At 60.5% G+C, this 19,891-nt stretch carries 20 protein-coding genes; 12 read left to right on the forward strand and 8 right to left on the reverse strand.

The window, feature by feature from the left end; translation table 11 throughout:
- Positions 1-78 precede the first annotated feature (78 nt).
- Positions 79-1,272, reverse strand: coding sequence for a 4-hydroxybenzoate 3-monooxygenase (gene pobA / locus ACEN9A_RS05230; protein WP_258672546.1), 1,194 nt, complete (start codon positions 1,270-1,272; stop codon positions 79-81).
- Positions 1,273-1,451: 179 nt separating this feature from the next.
- Here pobA and ACEN9A_RS05235 point away from each other — a divergent pair, with 179 nt between their 5' ends.
- Positions 1,452-2,348, forward strand: a complete 897-nt coding sequence (locus ACEN9A_RS05235) for a helix-turn-helix domain-containing protein (protein WP_019651387.1) — start codon at positions 1,452-1,454, stop codon at positions 2,346-2,348.
- 133 nt (positions 2,349-2,481) lie between these two features.
- On the opposite strand, the gene ACEN9A_RS05240 is transcribed toward ACEN9A_RS05235, so the two are convergent.
- Together ACEN9A_RS05240 and ACEN9A_RS05245 are read right to left on the reverse strand one after the other, a co-directional pair.
- On the reverse strand, positions 2,482-2,658 hold the full coding sequence (locus ACEN9A_RS05240) for a hypothetical protein (protein ID WP_181150695.1): 177 nt from the start codon (positions 2,656-2,658) through the stop codon (positions 2,482-2,484).
- A gap of 94 nt (positions 2,659-2,752) precedes the next feature.
- A complete protein-coding gene (locus ACEN9A_RS05245) occupies positions 2,753-3,658 on the reverse strand; it encodes a LysR family transcriptional regulator (protein WP_258672547.1) in 906 nt (301 codons plus the stop codon).
- A gap of 114 nt (positions 3,659-3,772) precedes the next feature.
- Here ACEN9A_RS05245 and ACEN9A_RS05250 point away from each other — a divergent pair, with 114 nt between their 5' ends.
- Both ACEN9A_RS05250 and ACEN9A_RS05255 read left to right on the forward strand, forming a co-directional pair.
- Positions 3,773-4,654 carry an MBL fold metallo-hydrolase gene (locus tag ACEN9A_RS05250; protein ID WP_258672548.1) on the forward strand — a complete coding sequence of 294 codons (882 nt, stop codon included), beginning with the start codon at positions 3,773-3,775 and terminating at the stop codon, positions 4,652-4,654.
- Positions 4,655-4,866: 212 nt separating this feature from the next.
- Positions 4,867-5,481 (forward strand): NAD(P)-dependent oxidoreductase, encoded by a 615-nt coding sequence (locus ACEN9A_RS05255; protein WP_258672549.1) that lies wholly within the window; start codon positions 4,867-4,869, stop codon positions 5,479-5,481.
- A gap of 166 nt (positions 5,482-5,647) precedes the next feature.
- Here the strand turns inward: ACEN9A_RS05255 and ACEN9A_RS05260 are convergent, their stop codons facing one another.
- Positions 5,648-6,529, reverse strand: coding sequence for a LysR substrate-binding domain-containing protein (locus tag ACEN9A_RS05260; RefSeq protein WP_258672550.1), 882 nt, complete (start codon positions 6,527-6,529; stop codon positions 5,648-5,650).
- 159 nt (positions 6,530-6,688) lie between these two features.
- Here ACEN9A_RS05260 and ACEN9A_RS05265 point away from each other — a divergent pair, with 159 nt between their 5' ends.
- The 6 genes from ACEN9A_RS05265 to ACEN9A_RS05290 all read left to right on the forward strand — a co-directional run bounded on the left by ACEN9A_RS05265 (position 6,689) and on the right by ACEN9A_RS05290 (position 14,199).
- Positions 6,689-8,326, forward strand: a complete 1,638-nt coding sequence (locus ACEN9A_RS05265; protein ID WP_413387254.1) for a 5-guanidino-2-oxopentanoate decarboxylase — start codon at positions 6,689-6,691, stop codon at positions 8,324-8,326.
- 8 nt (positions 8,327-8,334) lie between these two features.
- Positions 8,335-9,783, forward strand: a complete 1,449-nt coding sequence (locus ACEN9A_RS05270) for an aldehyde dehydrogenase family protein (protein ID WP_258672552.1) — start codon at positions 8,335-8,337, stop codon at positions 9,781-9,783.
- Positions 9,784-10,001: 218 nt separating this feature from the next.
- Positions 10,002-11,105 (forward strand): extracellular solute-binding protein, encoded by a 1,104-nt coding sequence (locus ACEN9A_RS05275; RefSeq protein ID WP_258672554.1) that lies wholly within the window; start codon positions 10,002-10,004, stop codon positions 11,103-11,105.
- Positions 11,106-11,371: 266 nt separating this feature from the next.
- Positions 11,372-12,280 carry an ABC transporter permease gene (locus ACEN9A_RS05280; RefSeq protein ID WP_258672556.1) on the forward strand — a complete coding sequence of 303 codons (909 nt, stop codon included), beginning with the start codon at positions 11,372-11,374 and terminating at the stop codon, positions 12,278-12,280.
- On the forward strand, positions 12,277-13,125 hold the full coding sequence (locus tag ACEN9A_RS05285; protein WP_019581521.1) for an ABC transporter permease: 849 nt from the start codon (positions 12,277-12,279) through the stop codon (positions 13,123-13,125). The genes ACEN9A_RS05280 and ACEN9A_RS05285 overlap by 4 nt, the downstream gene beginning before the upstream one ends.
- 18 nt (positions 13,126-13,143) lie before the next feature.
- Positions 13,144-14,199: an ABC transporter ATP-binding protein gene (locus tag ACEN9A_RS05290; RefSeq protein ID WP_019651396.1), complete on the forward strand. Its 1,056-nt coding sequence runs from the start codon at positions 13,144-13,146 to the stop codon at positions 14,197-14,199.
- Positions 14,200-14,261: 62 nt separating this feature from the next.
- Here ACEN9A_RS05290 and ACEN9A_RS05295 read toward each other — a convergent pair whose 3' ends face one another.
- Positions 14,262-15,191 (reverse strand): AraC family transcriptional regulator, encoded by a 930-nt coding sequence (locus tag ACEN9A_RS05295; protein ID WP_019651397.1) that lies wholly within the window; start codon positions 15,189-15,191, stop codon positions 14,262-14,264.
- Between the two features lie 428 nt (positions 15,192-15,619).
- On the opposite strand from ACEN9A_RS05295, the gene ACEN9A_RS05300 reads away from it, so the two are divergent.
- Both ACEN9A_RS05300 and ACEN9A_RS05305 read left to right on the forward strand, forming a co-directional pair.
- Positions 15,620-15,973: a putative quinol monooxygenase gene (locus ACEN9A_RS05300; protein ID WP_230174931.1), complete on the forward strand. Its 354-nt coding sequence runs from the start codon at positions 15,620-15,622 to the stop codon at positions 15,971-15,973.
- Positions 15,974-16,014: 41 nt separating this feature from the next.
- The gene (locus ACEN9A_RS05305; protein ID WP_007938844.1) at positions 16,015-16,245 is read left to right on the forward strand and encodes a hypothetical protein; all 231 of its coding nucleotides are present in this window, start codon (positions 16,015-16,017) and stop codon (positions 16,243-16,245) included.
- Here the strand turns inward: ACEN9A_RS05305 and ACEN9A_RS05310 are convergent, their stop codons facing one another.
- Both ACEN9A_RS05310 and ACEN9A_RS05315 read right to left on the reverse strand, forming a co-directional pair.
- Positions 16,246-16,875: a flavin reductase family protein gene (locus ACEN9A_RS05310; RefSeq protein WP_018926552.1), complete on the reverse strand. Its 630-nt coding sequence runs from the start codon at positions 16,873-16,875 to the stop codon at positions 16,246-16,248.
- Between the two features lie 349 nt (positions 16,876-17,224).
- A complete protein-coding gene (locus tag ACEN9A_RS05315; protein WP_258672557.1) occupies positions 17,225-17,416 on the reverse strand; it encodes a hypothetical protein in 192 nt (63 codons plus the stop codon).
- Positions 17,417-17,624: 208 nt separating this feature from the next.
- Between ACEN9A_RS05315 and ACEN9A_RS05320 the strand changes: the two genes are divergently transcribed.
- Positions 17,625-18,380, forward strand: a complete 756-nt coding sequence (locus ACEN9A_RS05320) for a COG4705 family protein (protein WP_258672558.1) — start codon at positions 17,625-17,627, stop codon at positions 18,378-18,380.
- Positions 18,381-18,446: 66 nt separating this feature from the next.
- Here the strand turns inward: ACEN9A_RS05320 and ACEN9A_RS05325 are convergent, their stop codons facing one another.
- Positions 18,447-19,766: an MFS transporter gene (locus ACEN9A_RS05325; protein WP_018926549.1), complete on the reverse strand. Its 1,320-nt coding sequence runs from the start codon at positions 19,764-19,766 to the stop codon at positions 18,447-18,449.
- Positions 19,767-19,891: the final 125 nt, after the last annotated feature.

Below are 19,891 nucleotides of genomic sequence, written 5' to 3' on the forward strand. Positions count from 1 at the left end.
GGTAAAACCTGCGGGCAGTGATGGACCCGCAAGAGGCAAGGCGAGCGGGAGTGCTCGCCAGTGTAAGTCGATAGGAGCCTATTCGATAGCCTCGTATGGAAGGCCGACGTAGTTTTCCGCGATGGTTTTTCGGCCCGCCTCGGAGTCAACGAAATAGGCCAGTTCCGATTCGCTGATGCGCTGACTGAACGCGTCGTGCTCGTCGAAGCGATGCAACATCGAGGTCATCCACCAGGAAAACCGTTCGGCTTTCCACACCCGCCGCAGGCAGATTTCGGAATACTTCTCCAGCAAATCAACACGGCCTTCGCGGTAAACCTTCAGCAGAATATTGAACAATGTACTGACATCACTGGCCGCCAGGTTCAAGCCTTTGGCCCCGGTGGGCGGGACGATGTGCGCGGCGTCGCCGACCAGGAACATCCGCCCGTACTGCATCGGCTCGACCACGAAACTGCGCAGCGGCGCAATGCTTTTCTCGATCGACGGGCCGGTCACCAGCACATCGGCGAGGGCGGCCGGCAGACGGGATTTGAGTTCGTCCCAGAAGCGTTGGTCGGACCAGTCATCGACCTGATCCTGGGCCGGTACCTGAAGGTAATAACGGGTGCGCGTCGGCGAACGCATGCTGCACAACGCAAAGCCCCGTTCATGCCGCGCGTAGACCAACTCCTCGTGAACCGGCGGGGTGTCGGCGAGAATCCCCAGCCAGCCGAACGGATACACCCGCTCGAACACCTTCAGGCAGTCGGCAGGGATCGACTGCCGCGCCACGCCATGGAAACCGTCGCAACCGGCGATGTAGTCACAATCGAGTCGATACGTTTCGCCGTCCTTGTCGAAGGTGACAAAGGGTTCAGCGGTTTTCATGCCGTGGGGGACGACGTTGCCGGCTGCATAAATGGTCTGCGCGCCAGCGTCCCGACGAGCGGCCATCAGGTCGCGAGTGACCTCGGTCTGGCCATACACCATCACGGTATTGCCGCCAGTGAGCGCCTGCAGATCGATGTGCACCCGGCGCCCGTCAAGGGCCAGTTCGAAGCCTGTGTGGACCAGCCCTTCGGCGTCCATGCGCTGGCCCACCCCGGCCTGACGCAACAGCTCTACCATGCCTTGTTCGAGCACACCGGCACGGATGCGCCCCAGCACATAATCCGGGGTCTGACGTTCGAGAATCAGGGTGTCGATGCCGGCGTTATGCAGCAATTGGCCGAGTAGTAAACCAGAGGGGCCGGCGCCGATGATGGCGACTTGGGTTTTTAATGTTTTCATTGTTTTTATGACTCGCAAGCTCCGCGCGACCAAGGCCGGTGGATGATTTTTATGGATCGAGTGCTTGCATTTTTCACTTGCGGGTCTGTCAATTGAAGGTGAAAACTGAGCCGATACCTGTACATTCTGCCAATCGGTGCGATTATCGCCCCGTTACCTTCGAGGCCTGGATTGAAGTGATGAACAAGCCCGCCCTGCCATCGATTCCGGTGTTCAAACTCTACGGTGAAAGCCTGGATTGGCCGACCCCCGATTTGCTTCACTGCGAAACCATTTCAAAACGCAGCCGCGAACATCAATGGGAAATAAAACCCCATCGCCACGCTGATTTGTGTCAGTTGCTCTTCGTCTTCAAAGGTCAGGCAGAGCTTGAGATCGAAGGGAAACGCTCACAATTGGCTGAGCCGGCAATCATCATTCTGCCGCCGTTATCGGTGCATGGTTATCGGTTTTCCGAGGACGTCGAAGGGTTCGTCGTCACCCTGGCCGCGCCGCTGGTCGCCCATCTTCAGGCGCAGTTGGGCAATTCGGTAAATGCCCTGGCCCAAGCCGAAAGCTACCCGGCGGGCAAGGACAGCGAGTACCTCAACAGCCTGTTTTCAGCGCTGCAAAGCGAATACACCGGCCATCAACCGGCGCGGGAAATGCTCATGCATTCGCTGGTCAGCGTGATCATGGTGTGGGTCAGCCGTCAGGTGATCCAGCGCCGTGCTGCCAATCAGCGTCCGCAGCGTGCCCGGGAATACCTCAACGGTTTTATCCAGCTGGTGGAGGAGACCTATCGCCAGCACGTCAAGGTCGAGGATCTGGCCCATCGGCTGGGGATTTCCGTGTCCCACCTCAACGGCACGTGCCGTGAACTGGCGGGGCAACCGGCGTTGCAGATCATGCACGAGCGTCAGTTGCTGGAGGCCAAGCGCTTGCTGACCTACACCAGCATGACCATTTATGAAATGTCCGATGTGCTGGGGTTTTCCGATCCGACCAACTTCACACGCTTGTTCCGACGTCGGGTGGGGATCTCGCCAAAGGCCTTCCGCGACCGTTTGAAGGCCGATCAGGACAACGAGGCCTGAACCCTGTGGCGAGGGGGCTTGCCCCCGTTGGGTCGCGAAGCGGCCCCAACATTTCAATGAGAACACCGCATTCACCGAATTACGACTGCTGCGCAGCCGAACGGGGGCAAGCCCCCTCGCCACAGGGTGTTCGTCAGCGGAGGGCGTTGAGGCTTGCGCTGTGGGGGATGCAGCGCTCGAAGTTGCAGCTCGCGAAGTCACGGGGCACTTTTCGCAACTGTTCGACACGCCAGGCGGCCGTGCCATACAGCGCCAGCGTCGCCGCGCAAGTGATGAAAATAGCGAGGTATCTTCTTGTTTTGATGTTCATGGCGTTGACCTCTGAACGAATACCCTTGGGTACTGTTTTGAGCATAGGTCAGCGCCGGTGAGTTGCCATCAAAACCGCCCCACATTCGCTCCGGTTAAAGGCCCACATCCCACGCCGGTTCTTCGGGGAATCTGAGCACCAGAAAATCCAGCATGCTGCGCAACGCCACCGGCATGTGCTTGCGTGAGGCATACACCGCATAGATGTTCATCTGCCGGGGCTCGGCCTGGGGCAGCAGGCGGATCAGTTCGCCGCTGTGGATATGCACGCCGGCCTGGTAACTGGGCAGCATCGCCACGCCGGCCCCGGCCATCGCCGCGCGCAACAGCGTGCTGGCTTCGTTGGCGCTGATGTTGCCCTGCACCGGCACCGAGACCGGTTCGCCATCCTGCTCGAAATGCCAGAGGCTTTTGCCAAAGTAAGAGTGAGTCAGGCAATTGTGCAGGCTCAGGTCTTCGACCCGTTGCGGCGCCGGGTGCTCGCGCAGGTAAGCGGGGGAGGCGCAGATCACCGAGCGGCAGACCGTCAGCCGCCGGGCGATCAGGTTCGGGTCCAGGTCGTTGCTGGTGCGGATGGCCAGGTCGATGCGCTCATCCACCAGGTTCACCGTGCGGTCGAGCATTTGCAGATCGATACTTACACCGGGGTAACGTTTGACGTAGGCGGCCATGGCATCGGCCAGTTGCGCCTGGCCGAACGAGGTGCTGACGCTGATTCGCAGCAGGCCGCGCGGTGCGTCGTCCGGCTCGCTGACGGCGGCTTGCATGTCGCTGGATAAATCGAGCATCTGCCGGCACCGGGGCAGGATTTCACTGCCGGCAGCGGTCAGGCTCAATTTGCGCGTGGTGCGGTGCATCAGACGTGCGCCGACCCAATCTTCCAGCTCCGCCAGATACCGTGAAACCACCGGCCGCGACAGGTCAAGGTGATCGGCGGCGGCCGATTGGCTGCCCAGATCCACCACCGTAACGAACACTCGCATTGCTTGTAGACGATCCATGATTTGCCCGCTTTCAGAAACAAACTATGTTCAAGCATCGCATTTTTTGTATCGAACCAGGCAACTAAGCTCTGTCCTATCGCCAAGCACGGCATTCGGACAACGGAGCAACAGATGATCGGCTTCACTTCAATCAAACGCATTCTTCTGGCAACCGCCACACTGGGCTTCGCGGCCCACGCCGCTGCGGCGTCGACCCTGACCCTGGACGTCTACAACCCTGGCACCAACGCGATTTTCCCGGTGACCTCGGTACTGGTCAGCGGCGAGAAAGAAGCGATTCTGGTGGACGCGCAATTCGGCAAATCCCAGGCCGAACAGGTGGTGGAAAAAATCCGCGCCAGCGGCAAACAACTGACCACCATCTACATCAGCCACGGTGACCCGGATTACTACTTCGGCCTCGACACCATCACCCAAGCGTTCCCGAAGGCCAAAGTATTGGCCTCGCGACCGACCGTTGATCACATCAAGAAAACTGTCGACGGCAAACTGGCGTTCTGGGGTCCGAAAATGGGCGCCGATGTGCCGAACAAAACCATCGTGCCGCACGTGCTCAAGGGCGATAGCCTGATGCTGGAAGGGCAGAAACTGCAGGTGCTCGGCCTGGATGGCAAGCAGCCGGATCGCAGCTTTGTGTGGATTCCGTCGATCAAGGCAGTGGTCGGTGGCGTGGTTGTCGCCGAAAACATTCATGTGTGGATGGCTGACACCCAAACTGCGCAGTCCCATGCCGATTGGCTGACGACGTTGCACACGATCGAAGCCTTGAAGCCGAACACCATCGTGCCGGGTCACTACCTGGGCGAGAGCGCTCGCTCTCTGGCGGCTGTGCAGTTCACCGCCGATTACATCAAGGCTTTCGACGAAGAAACCGCCAAGGCGAAAGATTCAGCCGAACTGATCGGCGCGATGAAAAAACGCTACCCGACCCTGGGCGAAGAAAGCTCGCTCGAGCTGAGCGCCAAAGTCGCCAAGGGCGAGATGAAGTGGTAATCCGCTGAGTACAACTTTTGTGGCGAGGGGGGGCTTTTTGTGGCGAGGGGGCTTGCCCCCGTTGGAGTGCGAAGCACTCCCCTACATTCTTTCAGCCGCACCGTATGCACAGGTTTTACGACTGCTTCGCAGCCGAACGGGGGCAAGCCCCCTCGCCACAAAAAAACTGAGTCACACCTGTACAGATTCACCCAAGCCAACTGGAGAACGTCATGAGCAAAATCGCAATCATCGGTGCCACCGGTCGTGCCGGTAGCCAACTGTTGGAAGAAGCCCTGCGTCGCGGTCACAGCGTCACCGCCATCGCCCGCGATACCTCGAAAATCGGCCAGCGTGCAGGAGTCGTCAGCAAAAACGTCGACGTGCTCGATGCTGCCGCTTTGCAAGCCGCCGTCGCTGGCCATGATGCTGTAATCAGTGCTGCACATTTCTCCACCATCCCCGCCAGCGCCGTCATCGAGCCGGTGAAGCAGGCCGGGGTCAAGCGTCTGCTGGTGGTGGGCGGTGCCGGTTCGTTGTTGTTGCCGGGCGGCAGCCGGGTGATCGACAGCGAAGGTTTTCCGCCGGAGTACAAGGCCGAGGCCAGCGCCGGTGCCGAGTTCTTGAATACCTTGCGTCAGGAAAAGGACCTGGACTGGACCTTCCTGTCGCCGTCGGCGGAGTTTGTCGAAGGTGAGCGTACGGGCACGTTTCGAGTCGGCAAGGATGACTTGCTGGTGAGTGCGCAGGGTCGCAGCTGGATTACCTTTGCCGATTACGCGATCGCGTTGCTGGATGAAGTGGAAACACCAAAGCATTCCCGCCAGCGGTTTACGGTCGGGTATTAACTTCGCAACACCACATCCCTTGTAGCAGCTGGCGCAGCCTGCGTTCGGCTGCGCAGCAGTCGCAAAACCATACACTGCGGTGTGTCAGAATAACCGTGGATACAGGGTTTACGACTGCTGCGCAGCCGAACGCAGGCTGCGCCAGCTGCTACAGGGCGATTGCGGTTCAGCGTGCCTGCGCCTGCTCCACCAACCACCCCATCAATTCGCGCAACTTCGGCGAAGGCGCAGGTTTCTCGGGGAACACCAGGTAATACGCCAACCCGGTTTTCACCTTCAAATCAAAGGGCATGACCAGCCGCCCGGCGCTCAGGTCATCGCCGATCAACGACCAATCGCCAATCGCCACGCCCGTCCCCTGGGACGCCATCGACATCGCCAGGTCCAGGGTTTCGAAGTGCTGGCCCTTGCCGACATTGCTCAGATGAATATCCGCCGCTTTCAACCAGGCTTTCCAGTCCCGCTCATCCCGGGTTGGATGCAGCAACAAGTGCTGTTGCAGGTCTGCCGGTGTCTGCAAGGCCTGTGGCCCTTCAAGCATCGGTCGGGAACACACAGGCGTCAGTTGCTCATCGAACAAATGATGGGAGGCCAGTGAGCTCTCCGGCGGCGCGCCATACATCACCGCCGCATCGAATTGCTCGCGATGAAAATCCACGCCGTGTTTCACCGTGGTGGTCAATTCCACCGGCACATCCGGGCGTTCCTTTTGCCACTGCAACAGGCGCGGCAACAGCCAGCGCATCACACAGGTCGGCGCCTTGAGTTGCAAGGTTTCGCGCTTCTCGCCGATCTGCTCCACCGCCTCGTCGATCAGGCCGAAAATCTGCTGCACCCGTGGCAACCACTCACGTCCTTCGGCGGTCAGGCTCAAGCCCCGCGCCTGGCGAATGAACAGTTCATAACCCAGATGATCTTCCAGCCCGGCGATCTGCCGGCTCACCGCGCCTTGGGTGATGTGCAGCTGTTCGGCGGCCCGGGTGAAGTTGCAGCACTGCGCGGTGATCAGAAAAGTGTGCAGCGCCGGCAGGGGAGGCAGTCGTTTCATTGGGATCCAAGGTATGACGTGAGGACATGGCTAGTATGACTTTTTATCCATTGTTGCGGCTATGTGTCGCCCGTTCCAATGAGGCCATTCCCGGGCCTGCCAATCCATCATAAACACTGCGCAGGCCCGGCGTCTCAAACGAACAAAAAGGGCAAACACATGGCGACGTGCGGCGAAGTATTGGTCAAGTTACTCGAAGATTACGGGGTCGAGCAGGTGTTCGGCATTCCCGGGGTGCATACCGTGGAGCTGTATCGCGGACTGGCCCGTTCGAGCATCAACCACGTCACTCCACGTCACGAACAGGGCGCCGGTTTCATGGCCGACGGTTATGCCCGCACCAGCGGCAAACCGGGTGTGTGCTTCATCATCACCGGCCCCGGCATGACCAACATCACCACCGCCATGGGCCAGGCTTACGCCGACTCGATCCCGATGCTGGTGATCTCCAGCGTGCAATCGCGCAGCCAATTGGGCGGCGGGCGCGGCAAGCTGCATGAGCTGCCGAACCAGAGCGCACTGGTCGGCGGCGTGGCGGCGTTCTCCCATACCTTGATGTCGGCGGCGGAACTGCCAGGCGTATTGGCGCGGGCCTTCGCGCTGTTCCAAGCCGGTCGCCCGCGTCCGGTGCACATCGAAATCCCGTTGGACGTGCTGGTCGAAGAGGCCGATGACTTGCTCGCCAGCGAGCCGGTGAACATCGATCGTGCCGGTGCCTCGCCCAGCGCGATCAGCCGCATGACCGACCTGCTGGCCGGTGCCAAACGCCCATTGATTCTCGCGGGTGGCGGCGCCATCGATGCGGCGGCCGAGCTGACTGAACTGGCCGAGCTGCTGGATGCGCCAGTGGCCTTGACCATCAATGCCAAAGGCATGCTCGAATCCAGCCATCCGCTGCTGATCGGTTCGACCCAAAGCCTGGTGGCCACCCGTGCGCTGGTGGCCGAGGCCGACGTGGTGCTGGCCATCGGCACCGAACTGGCCGAAACCGATTACGACATCACCTTCGCCGGCGGCTTCGAAATCCCGGGCGTGCTGCTGCGCGTGGACATCGACCCAGACCAGACCGTGCGTAATTACCCGCCGAAGGTGGCGTTGGTGGCCGACTCGCGCAATGCCGCCCAGGCCCTGCTGAGTGCGCTGTCCCACAAGTCGCTGGCCGAGCGCCGCAACGACTGGGGCCAGGTGCGCGCCGCTCGCTTGCGAGAAGAGCTCGCCGCGACCTGGGACGCCCCGACCTTGGCCCAGACCCGCTTCCTGGAAACCGTGCTGTACGAATTACCGAACGCGGTGTTCGTCGGCGATTCGACCCAACCGGTGTACACCGGCAACCTGACCTTCAACCCGGAGCGTCCGCGTCGCTGGTTCAACTCGTCCACCGGTTACGGCACCCTCGGTTACGCCTTGCCGGCGGCGATTGGCGCCTGGCTCGGTGGCAGCGTCGAAGGCGGCACGCGCCCTCCGGTGGTGTGCCTGATCGGCGACGGCGGCCTGCAATTCACCCTGCCGGAATTGGCCAGCGCGGTGGAAGCGCGTACGCCGGTGATCGTGTTGCTGTGGAATAACCAGGGCTACGAAGAGATCAAGAAATACATGGTCAACCGCGCCATCGAGCCGGTGGGCGTGGACATCTACACCCCCGATTTCATCGGTGTGGCCAAGGCCCTGGGCTGCGCGGCTGAAGCGGTCAGCAGTGTTGACGGATTGCGTGATGCGTTGCGCCTGGCCACCGATCGTCAGGGCCCGACCCTGATTGAAATCGACCAGACCCAGTGGATGAAGGCGGTGTCGCAATGAGTGCTCCCATGACCTTTCCGACGACCCTCGACGGCCTGTTCATCGATGGCCAATGGTCCGCTGGCAACGAACATCTGCGTGTGATCAACCCGGCGACCGAAGCCCTGCTGACCACCGTTAACGGCGGCGATGCACAGGCTGTCGATCAGGCCGTCACCGCTGCAGCCAACGCTTTCAAGCAATGGTCGAAAACCACCGGTGCCGAGCGCGGGGCGATCCTGCGCAGAATCGCCGCGGGCGTGCAGGCCGGGCGCGAACAGTTGATGAAGTTGCAGTCGAGCAACAACGGCAAACCGCTGTTCGAAGCGGCCATCGACGTCGACGACGTGATCGCCACCTTCGAGTATTACGCCGGGCTGGCCGAAGGGCTCGATGCCAGGCAAGACAGCAAAGTGGAACTGCCGAGCGACGATTTCAGCGCCCGTTTGCGCCGCGAACCGTGCGGTGTGGTGGGGCTGATCGTGCCGTGGAATTTCCCGATGGTCACCACCGCCTGGAAACTCGCCCCGGCCCTGGCCGCCGGTTGCTGCGTGGTGCTCAAACCGTCTGAAGTGACGCCGCTGCCGGAGCTGGAACTGGCGACGATCATTGCCGAAGCCGGTGTGCCAAACGGTGTGTTCAACTTGGTCTGCGGCACCGGCCTTGCCGTTGGCGCACCGCTGTCGGCTGACCCGCGCATCGCCAAGATTTCCTTCACCGGCAGCAACGCGGTGGGCGTGCAGGTGATGCAGCGGGCAGCGGAAACCGTGAAAGGCGTGAGCCTGGAGCTGGGCGGTAAATCCTCGCTGCTGGTGCTCGCCGATGCCGACATCGAACTGGCTGTGGAAGTGGCCTGTGGCGGCGGTTTCTTCAACGCCGGGCAGATGTGTTCCGCGACCAGTCGCGTGCTCGTCGCCGATGAGTTGGCGGATGAATTTGTTGCGCGATTGAAGGCCCGTGCCGAAGCCATCCGCGTGGCCGACCCGTTCGACCCGAACGTGGAGATGGGCGCACTGGTCAATCAGGCGCAATACCAGCGAGTGCTGGGCCACATCGATCGCGGTTTGAGCGCTGGCGCGAAGCTGATCTGCGGCGGCAATCGTCCGGCAGACCTGTCGCGCGGCTACTTTTTGCAGCCGACCGTTTTCATCGACGCGCCCCTCGACAGTGCGTTGTGGTGCGAAGAGATTTTCGGCCCGGTGATCTGCGTGCGCAGTTTCAGCTCTGAAGCCGAGGCGATTGCCTTGGCCAACGACAGCCTGTTCGGTCTGGTCGCCAGTGTGGTCACGCGCGACAGCGAGGCCGCCGATCGGGTCGCCAACGCTTTGCAGGCGGGGCTTGTGTGGATCAACGCACCGCAAGTGATCTTCCCGCAGACCGCCTGGGGTGGCTACAAACAGAGCAGCATCGGCCGCGAATTGGGGCCGTGGGGTTTGCAGGCGTTTCAGGAAATCAAACACGTGATTCGGGCCGTCTGACAGCACGAAAACAGTGAGCGCATGCCTCTTGATGAGGCATGCGCCAGCGTCATGGCTTCAATGAGTTTTTATCGATAGTCAGGTGTTTTGCACGACCTCAGGATGAACCCGCCGGTCAAGCTCAAGTCCTTTGAAACCGGGGACTTCAAGCCGAACTGGCCGCGCGGATGCAACGGTTGCGACCAACCTCATACTTAAAAAAACAAAGGGAGTCCTTCATGGGCGAGCACGATCTGAACAGACGTCAATTCATCAAAACCGTGGGCGTGGCCTCGGTTGCCGCGGCAGCCATGAGCATGCCGTTCATCAAGGCCAACGCCAGCGACACGCGCTTTGCAGGAAAGACCCTGCGCCTGCTGACCTGGTCCGATGACACTGGCCTGGCAGCACTGCGCAACATCGCGGCCACCTTCGAAGACAAGTACGGCTGCAAGGTCATTGCTGACCGCACCGGCAGCACCTCGGAAATGGTCGCCAAACTCAAGGCCGGCGGTGATCGTCCGCAGTACGACATCATCACCCTGGCCGGCGTCGGCGCCGAGGGTCTGGCCGCCGCCAACCTGCTGGAAAAACCCGACCTCAACCGCATCCCCAACCTGGTGGATGTACCGGAGAAATACCGCACCGGCGCCAACGGCCACGGTATCGGTTACCTGCTGTGGTGCAACAGCCTGGTCTACAGCACCCGTACCCAGAAAGAAGCTCCGGACAGCTACGCCGCGATGTGGGACGCCGACCTGGCGCCGAACATTTTCCTGCCGCCGCCGAACTGGACCGAGGCCATGGACCTGATCATCATCGCCGCCAAACTGGCCGGTGGTGACGAACACAACATCGAGCCAGGCTTCAAGAAACTCGCCGAGCTCAAGAGCCGCGTGGTGACCCTGGGTGAAAACCCGAACCAGATCGCCGAGCTGTTCCGCACCGGGTCCCTGGACATGGGCGGCTTGTACGCACCGGCGTTTTTCCCCAAACAGATCCGCGACCCGGCCTACGGTCTGGGCGCCACGTTCGGCATGAAGGAAGGTTTCTACACCGACCTGATGCTCTCGGTGATGCCGAAAAACCGTCCGGGCGATACCGACCTGGCCTACGCCTTCATCAACCACTCTCTGGACCCGCTGGTGCAGGGCAAGATGGCCGAAGACATCTACAACGGCCCGGTCAACGCCAAGGCGATCATCTCCGCCGAAGCCCGCAAGAGCCCGTACATCCTTACGCCGGAGCAGATTGCCGAGAAGGCGATCATGCACGACAACGCCTTCCTGGCCACCGTGCATGACCAATGGATTCGTCGTTACACGGAAATCTTTTCTTCCTGATCGAGTGGCGAACACAAGCCCTGAGAGCACCGCAAATCAAATGTGGGAGCGGGCTTTTGTGGCGAGGGGGCTTGCCCCCGTTGGGGCGCGAAGCGGCCCTGAATCCTGTCATCGCGGTGCATCAGGTGTACCGCATGAGATGGTTTACGACTGCTTCGCAGTCGAACGGGGGCAAGCCCCCTCGCCACAAAGCCCGCTCCCACAGGATTCACGGCGGTCTTGAGGGCTGTGTTTGCCAGCTGCTTTCCATTGACGAGACCCTTGCTATGGAACACCAACCTCTGACCCATCCGGTAAGCGTCGCACCCACGCGCGCTAATCGGGGTGTCTCACCGACAGTGCGTGCGTGGTTTTTCCTCTCGCCGTCGATGCTGTTTCTCGGCGTGCTGATTGCCGCCAGCCTCCTGGTGCTGCGCATGAGCGTGGGCACCAAAGGTGCGGAGTGGTCCGGCTTCAGCCTGGCCAGTTACGCGCAATTGCTGGAACCGTACTACCTCAAATCCTTGCTGCTGACCTTGCGCCTGGCGCTGATCAGTGCGGTGATCGCGGTGCTGCTGGCGATCCCGGTGGCCTACACCATGTCGCGGCTGACCTCACCGTTTGTGCGGCGGATTTTCCTTGCGGCGGTGCTGCTGCCGTTGCTGGTCAACCTGTTACTGCAAAGCTACGGCTGGCTGGTGATTCTCGGCCCGGGCGGGATGCTCAATCAGGCGCTGATGGGCCTGGGCCTGATCAAGCGGCCGATCATGCTGCTGTACAACCAGAACGGCGTATTGATGGGCCTGGTGCAAACCGCGTTCCCGTTGGCCGTGCTGCCGATTGCCAGCGCCATGCGCGGTGTCGCCCGCACTTACGAAGAAGCCGCTGCCACCCTGGGCGCCAGTCGCCTGCAGGTGTTTCGCCAAGTGGTGTTGCCGATGAGCTTTCCGGGGATCATCACCGGCGCGACGCTGGTGTTCGCCTACAACGCCAGCAGCTTCGTGGTGCCTTTGCTGCTCGGCGGTCGGCGCGTGCCGATGCTGGCGGTGATGGTCCATGACCAGATCGCCCCGCTGATGAACTGGCCCGCCGCGTCCGCCGCCGGCGTGGTGTTGATCATCACCACCCTGGCAATCATGACCTTGTCCGAATACATCACTGGCCGTCGTCGGCGCATGCTGGAGGCTTCCCAATGAGCACCTTGATCAAGAAGCGTCAGTCGTTGTTGCCGGGCGATACCGGCAAGTTCGCCGGCATCCTCTCGGGCTTCATTTTGCTGCTGGCGGTACTGCCGATCCTGACCATGATCGTCATGTCGTTCAGCGGCGCGTCGAACCTCGACTTTCCGCCCAGCAGCTACAGCCTGCAATGGTACAAGGCCGCCTGGCACACCTTCGTCTCGCCGGACGCCAGCGACGTGCTGAGCCTGGGCAAGGCCATGAGCACCAGTTTGCTGGTGGCCTGCCTGACCATGATCTTCGCCACGATCATCGCGGTGCCGGCGGCTTACGCGCTGACCCGTTGCGAGTTCCGTGGCAAGGCCGTGGCGCTGCAATTGATGTCGCTGCCGCTGGTGTTTCCGATGGTGGTGTTGGGCCTGGCCTTGCTGTTGGTGTTCGACAGCCTGCCGTTCCAGATCACCACTTCGCGGCTGGTGATTGCCCACGTGATTCTGGCGCTGCCATTCGTGGTGAAAAACTGCACCGCGGCGATGCTCTCCATCGGCAGCGAAGTCGAAGAGGCCGCGCAAATGCTCGGTGCTTCACCGCTGCGGGCGATTGTCGATGTGGTGGTGCCCTTGATGAAGTCGGGGATTCTGGCGGGCATGCTGCTGGCGTTCATCGTCTCGTTCAACGAATTCACCGTGACCTATTTCCTCTACACCATCGACGTCATGACCGTGCCGATCTGGATGTACAGCCGCACCGTGTCATCGCTCGACCCTACCGTTTTCTCGTTTGCCGTGCTGATCGTGCTGATCGACTTCGTGCTCATTTGGGCGCTGGAAAAGTTGGTTGGCGAAGGCGGCGTTTCGTTCTGATTTCTTGAGGTGATTCAAATGACTGGTCTGATTCTGGAAAACGTCGAGAAACATTACGGCTCGGCCTGCGCGGTAAAGGATGTAAACCTGCATTTGCCCGAGGGCAAACTGGTGTGTTTCCTCGGCCCGTCGGGCTGCGGCAAAACCACTTTGTTGCGGATGATCGCCGGGCTCGAAACCCTGACCGGCGGCGAGATTCGCCTGGACGGTGAAGACATCGGCCATACGCCTGCGCATCAGCGTAATTTCGGCATGGTGTTTCAATCGCTGGCGCTGTTTCCGCACATGACGGTGGGGGAGAACATTGCCTATCCGCTGAAACTGCGTGGGGTCAGCAAGGCTGACCAGCAGGCGCGGGTGGTGGAGTTGCTTGAGCTGATTCAACTGCAGGAAATGATCGATCGCCCGGTGGCAAAACTCTCCGGCGGTCAGCGTCAGCGAGTGGCGATTGCCCGGGCGATTGCCAACCACCCGAAAATTCTCCTGCTCGACGAACCGCTGTCGGCGCTGGACGCCAAGCTGCGCGAGTCGATGCAGGTGGAAATCCGTCAGCTGCAACAGCGTTTGAACATCACCACCATCATGGTCACCCACGATCAGCGTGAAGCCATGACCATGGCCGACATCGTGGTGGTGCTGGGTGAGCATCGGGTGCAGCAGGTGGGCACGCCGATTGAAATCTATCGGCATCCGGCCAATGAGTTCGTCGCGGACTTTATCGGTTCGGGCAATATTTTCCCGGCCACGGCGTTGGGCAACGGCAAGGTCAGCCTGCCGGGTGGCGATGCGCTGCAAGTGCCGATCTGCAGCAGCATTGTGGTGGGGGAGAAGGTGAAAATGCTGATTCGTCCCGAAGACCTGCAACTGTCGCAACCGCAGGCCACGGCGGGGAATCGCTTGCTCGGCAAGGTGACGTTTGTGCGAGATATTGGCGCTACGATTGAAACCACCGTCGAATGTTCCGGGGTGTCGTTTACCGCGTTGAGCACGCCGTGCCAGGACGTTGGGTTGAGCATTGGCAATCCGGTGTCGGTGACCTTGCCGGCTGAGGCGTGCCGAGTACTGAGCGCCTAAACAACGCCATCACCCCGTAGGAGCAGCCTTCGGCAGCTCCTACGGGGTGTGTGTGAATTTGATTACACGGTCAACCGCAACCGCGCCAAATCCCGCAGCGGCGGTGCCCCGAACAATCGGCTGTACTCGCGGCTGAACTGCGAAGGGCTTTCATACCCCACCCGATACCCCGCCGCCGACGCTTCCAGCCCTTCGGCCAGCATCAACCGTCGTGCTTCTTGCAGGCGCAGCTGTTTCTGATACTGCAGCGGACTCATTGCCGTCATCGCCTTGAAGCGGTGATGCAGTGTCGACACACTCAGGTTCACTTCCCGCGCCAGATCATCGATGCGCAGCGGTTGCTCATAATTGCCGTTGAGCCATTTGATCGCCTGGCTGATGCGATGGCTCTGACTGTTGGCGATGGCAATCTCATACAGCCGATGCCCCTGCTGGCTGCGCAACAGCCGATACAGAATCTCCCGGCGAATCAGCGGCGCCAGCATGGCGATGTCTTTCGGTGTGTCCAGTAAACGCACCAGGCGCAGCACGGCGTCGAGCATGGCCGCGTCGATCCGCTCGACATACAGGCCGCGACCGGTGGGCCGTGTGGGCACGCCGATGGGGCCGGCGTCAGCAATCAGCGCGGTGATTTCCGCCGGGTCGATGTCCAGCCGAACGGCGAGAATCGGTTCTTCGGGCGAGGCATTCACCACCCGTCCGCTCAAGGGCATCGAGACTGACACCACCAGGTAATTCAGAGGGTCGTAATTGAAGTGCTCGTCCGCCAGCCGAACTTCCTTGCGCCCCTGGGCCATGATGCACAGGGCCGGTTGGGCCAGCCCCGGGGCGAAATCATGGGATTTGCTGTGACGCGACATGAACAGCGAACCGACGGCGGTGGCGTAGGAGCCATCGTCCAGCGTGTTGCGGCGGATCAGGTCGGCCAGTTCCGCGCGCTGTTTCTCCATGTCGGCGGGAAGCGGAGCCTGAAAGTGATCGAGCGACGACATGCAGGGAATCCTCCGTGAAGTGTTGGTCATGGGCCGAGCTTAAATTTGTGCAAGGGACAGCGGTAGACACATCCTGCCAAAAGCTTGCCTGATTCTGCACGGGCTTCGTGTGCCGCCCCGTCATGACGTGACGCAGATGGACAACGGCTGACGCAAACCTCCCCCTGTAGGAGCTGCCGAAGGCTGCGATCTCTAGATCTTAAAAACAGAAGTCAAAAGATCGCAGCCTTCGGCAGCTCCTACACAAAACTCGTGTGACAGTGGCGTGACGGGTTTTACCGATTGTTACAGGCGTTTGCTGCAGTCGCGCAGGATTGTGCAATAAGCCGGCAGAAATCGACTAACGGTGACGGTGATGCGCCGCCTAATCTTGGATCCTGTCGCAGCCCGTCCCACGGCTGCCACTCGACTCCCTGGGAGGGTTGAACATGTCTACGCAGATCCCCGTCAGTCATATGGCCTTCGTTCGCGCCCGCGCCGGGCGTTCGGCAGAACTCGGTGCGCGCCTGAGCGCCCTGATCGAACCGTCGCGCAACGCGCCGGGTTGCCTGAGCTTCGCCCTGCAGCACTCGCAATGTGATCCCGAGCTGTGGCTGGTGTCCGGTTTCTGGGCCAGCCAACAGGCGATGACTGCTTACTTCGGTAGCCCGGCGATGCAGATTTTTGCCGAGCTGGTGCAGGATATGGTGGTCAACAGCCTGGATTTCCATACCTTCAAGGATGTCTCGGCGACCCAGGCCCTCGGCCAGTCCCAGGCAGCGGTACACAAACTGGCCGGTTGAGGGTTTAATGGCGCAACTCTCCATTAGCCAGGATCCGCGACATGGCACGTAAAGCCTTTGAACACTTCGAAGCCGTTTCAGCAGTAGTACCGGGCGAGGGCGGTTACCACGCCGCGATTGCCGTCAAAGCCCTCGGTGGTTCCGGTGCCCCGGTTTTTCACAAAGTGCTGGAAGGCCAGACTTTCAAGACCGCTCATGAAGCCGACGAGGCCGCGGCCAAAGAGCTGACCCGCCTCAAAGACGTCAAAGAAGACGCCGACCTGCTCTGGTAATCACTTGACCGCCCCCGGGCGGAACATCTTGAACAGTGCCTCTGGCCCCAGCTGAAAATAATCCGCTGGCCCGCCGCCGCGCAGAATCGGTTCTGCCGCGGCGGTGTCGTACACCCCATCCTTCAACAGCCATTTGGCGATATGCACGGCGACCACTTCGCCGAGAATCAGCCAGCTCGGCACCACTTCCTTGTTGGCGCGCTGCAACTGAATGATCTGCGTGACCTTGCACTCGAAGGACACCGGGCTTTCGGCGACCCGTGGCACCTGAATGATTTTCGACGCGGCGGTGGTCAGTCCGGACAGTTCGAACTCGTTGACCTCCGGCCCGACCATGGCACAGCTCTGGTTCATCTGCTCGGCCAGCGGACGCGTCGCCAGGTTCCAGGCGAACTCGCCGGTCTGCTCGATGTTGTTCAGGCTGTCTTTGCGCCCGACACTGGAGAACCCGATGATCGGCGGAATGTAGTTGAAGGCATTGAAGAAGCTGTAGGGCGCTAGATTCAGGCGACCGTTGGCGTCCTGGGAGGAAATCCAGCCGATGGGACGCGGGCCGACGATGGCGTTGAACGGGTCATGGGGCAGGCCGTGGCCGTTGGCGGGTTCGTAGAAATGGATATCGTCGGGCATGGAGTGAATTCCTGGGGCGTTCGGGATGGCAAATAGTGCAGGCCGTATCGGGTAAATTCCAGCTCGGGATGTTGTTACTGCAAATAGATCCCAGAAATGACTAAGCCCGGCAAAAGCCGCAATACCGTTCACTTAAGAGCGTCTTGAGTCAGAGAAACCTGTGGCGAGGGAGCTTGCTCCCGCTTGAGTGCGTAGCACTCACAAAAATCGGCAATGGTTGTCAGATTTTTGGGGCCGCTACGCAGCCCAGCGCGAGCAAGCTCGCTCGCCACAAAGGTAGGCATGACTGGGAGTGCGTTCAAGTGAACAGCATTGCGGCCAAAGCCGGGCTGTGTGGTGCGTTCAGCGATCAGTTGGTGCGGGCAGCGTCGGTGCGATCGACGCTGTCGGTAGCGACTTTGGCCGCGTCGGTGCGGCTCTCGTCAGCGGTGTTGCTTTGCGCAGTGAAGACGGCGGAACCGGTGCGGTCGTAACCATCGGCGGCGAAGGTATTGGCCGCCAGCACGGAGAGGGTCAGGGCGAGCATCAGTTTGGTTTTCATGGGTAACTCCAGTTTGCACATTGCAATGAATTGATCGACGGGGGGCAGGATGCGTGCTGGGCATTAACCAGCGATTAATCGCGCTCTTTTGCTTGAGTGACAGAATTTTCATCCTGCACTTACCTATTTTTCACTGCTCCACCGCCAGTCTGCGCACCGGTCAATAACCCGAAGAAACGACCGTCACGAACACTGGAGTTCTCCTTGAATGAATAAGCTTCCTCAGATCACCCTTGCGTTCTGGGTGATGAAAATCTGCGCGACGACCCTGGGGGAAACCGCGGGGGATTTGTTGTCGATGACCCTTAATGTTGGTTACGCCATCAGCTCGCTGATCCTGATCAGCGTCTTTGTGCTGACGCTGGTCACGCAGTTGATGTCCAAAACCTACAAGCCGGTGCTGTACTGGATCGTGATTCTGTCGACCAGCACCGCTGGCACCACCATGTCCGACTTCATGGACCGCACCCTTGAATTGGGCTACGCCACCGGTTCGATGATCCTGATTGCGATTCTGCTGGGGATTTTCGCGGCCTGGCGCTTGAGCGGCGATTCGCTGAACGTCACCAAGGTCCAGACCTTCCGTGGCGAGATGTTCTATTGGATGGCGATTCTGTTTTCCAACACCTTGGGCACCGCACTCGGCGATTACCTGGCCGACGACTCGGGCCTGGGTTTTACCGGTGGCGCACTGTTGATCGGTTCGACCATTGCGCTGGTGGTGCTGTTGAAATACTTCACGAAGATTTCGTCGGTGCTGCTGTTCTGGGTGGCGTTCGTGCTGACGCGGCCATTCGGCGCAACCTTGGGTGACTTCCTGACCAAACCCCATGCAAAGGGCGGCCTGGATTTCGGCACCATCGGTTCGTCGCTGGTGTTGGCGGGGATTCTGGTGGTGATGATTGCGGGGGCGTCTTACGTGCAGGGCAAGTACGCGAAGCAGACGGCGGCCGAGTTGACTTGAGACTGAGTCGTCCTCTTCACGGGCTTGCCTGCGAAGAGGACGGTACAGCCTCTATCAATATAACTGTCAGTCGGTCTCGATCCGCGAATGCTTGCGGGTGTCTTTCATGGTTACGTACACCAGCAACGACACCGCGATGCACGCCGTGACATACCAGTAGTAACCGGTTTCCATGCCGATGCTCTTGAACCACAGGGCGATGTATTCAGCGGTGCCGCCGAAGATCGACACGGTCAGTGCGTACGGCAGGCCAACGCCCAGGGCGCGGATTTCGGTGGGGAACAGTTCGGCTTTGACCACCGCGTTGATCGAGGTGTAGCCGCTGACGATGATCAGCGCCGCCATGATCAGGAAGAACGCGCCCCACCAGCTCTGGATGGTGTGCAGGGTGGTCAGGATCGGTACGGTGAACAGCGTCCCGAGAATACCGAAGGCAATCAGGATCGGCCGCCGACCGACTTTATCCGACAGCCCGCCAATGATCGGTTGCAAGCACATGAACAGGAACAGCGTGGCCGCAGAAATCGTGGTGGAGTCGGAAATGCTCATGCCGACGGTGTTCACCAGGTATTTCTGCATGTACGTGGTGTAGGTGTAGAACGCCAGCGTGCCGCCCATGGTCAGGCCGACCACGGTCATCAGTTCCTTGGGATGGCGCAGCAAGGTGCGCATCGCGCTTTCTCGGGCTTTCTCTTTCTTGGTGAACGACTCGGTTTCTTCCATGCCACGACGCAGGTACAACGCGACCACGGCACACAGCGCGCCGATGGCGAACGGAATGCGCCAGCCCCAGGCGTACAGCTCTTCGGTGGTAAGGAAATTTTGCAGCACGATCAGCACACCCAGGGCGATGAGCTGGCCGGAGATCAGCGTCACGTACTGGAAACTCGAGTAGAAGCCGCGACGTTCCTTGGTCGCCATCTCGCTGAGGTACGTCGCCGAGGTGCCGTACTCACCACCCACCGACAAACCTTGTAGCAGGCGGGCGAACACCAGCAGGATCGGCGCGCCGATACCGATGGTTTCATAGCCTGGGCTCAGGGCGATCAGCAGCGAGCCGAAGCACATCAGGTAGACCGACGCCATGAGCGCGGCTTTACGGCCGGCCTTGTCGGCGTAGAGGCCCATCAGCCAACCGCCGATCGGGCGCATCAAAAAGCCCACGGCGAAGATTGCGGCGGTGTTGAGCAGTTGGGCGGTGGTGTCGCCTTTGGGGAAGAAGACTTTGGCGAAGTACAGGGAAAAGGCGGCGTAGACGTACCAGTCGTACCACTCGACCATATTGCCGACAGAGCCGCTGAAGATCGATTTGATCCGGCTGGCGGTGCTTCTTTCTTTAGCCGGCACGGCAGCCGACCCAAGGGGCAGGGCGTTGGAGTTATCCATTGAAGGATCCTTCGTTTAATTGTTTTTGTGGAGCGCGTGTAAACGCAGCCTGCAGGGGCTATAGCAGGAGCTGTGCCAAGGGGAGGAGGGCCGGTTTAGAGGGGATGGCGGGTTTTGTTGAGCGG

Source organism: Pseudomonas sp. Pseusp18, assembly GCF_059506005.1.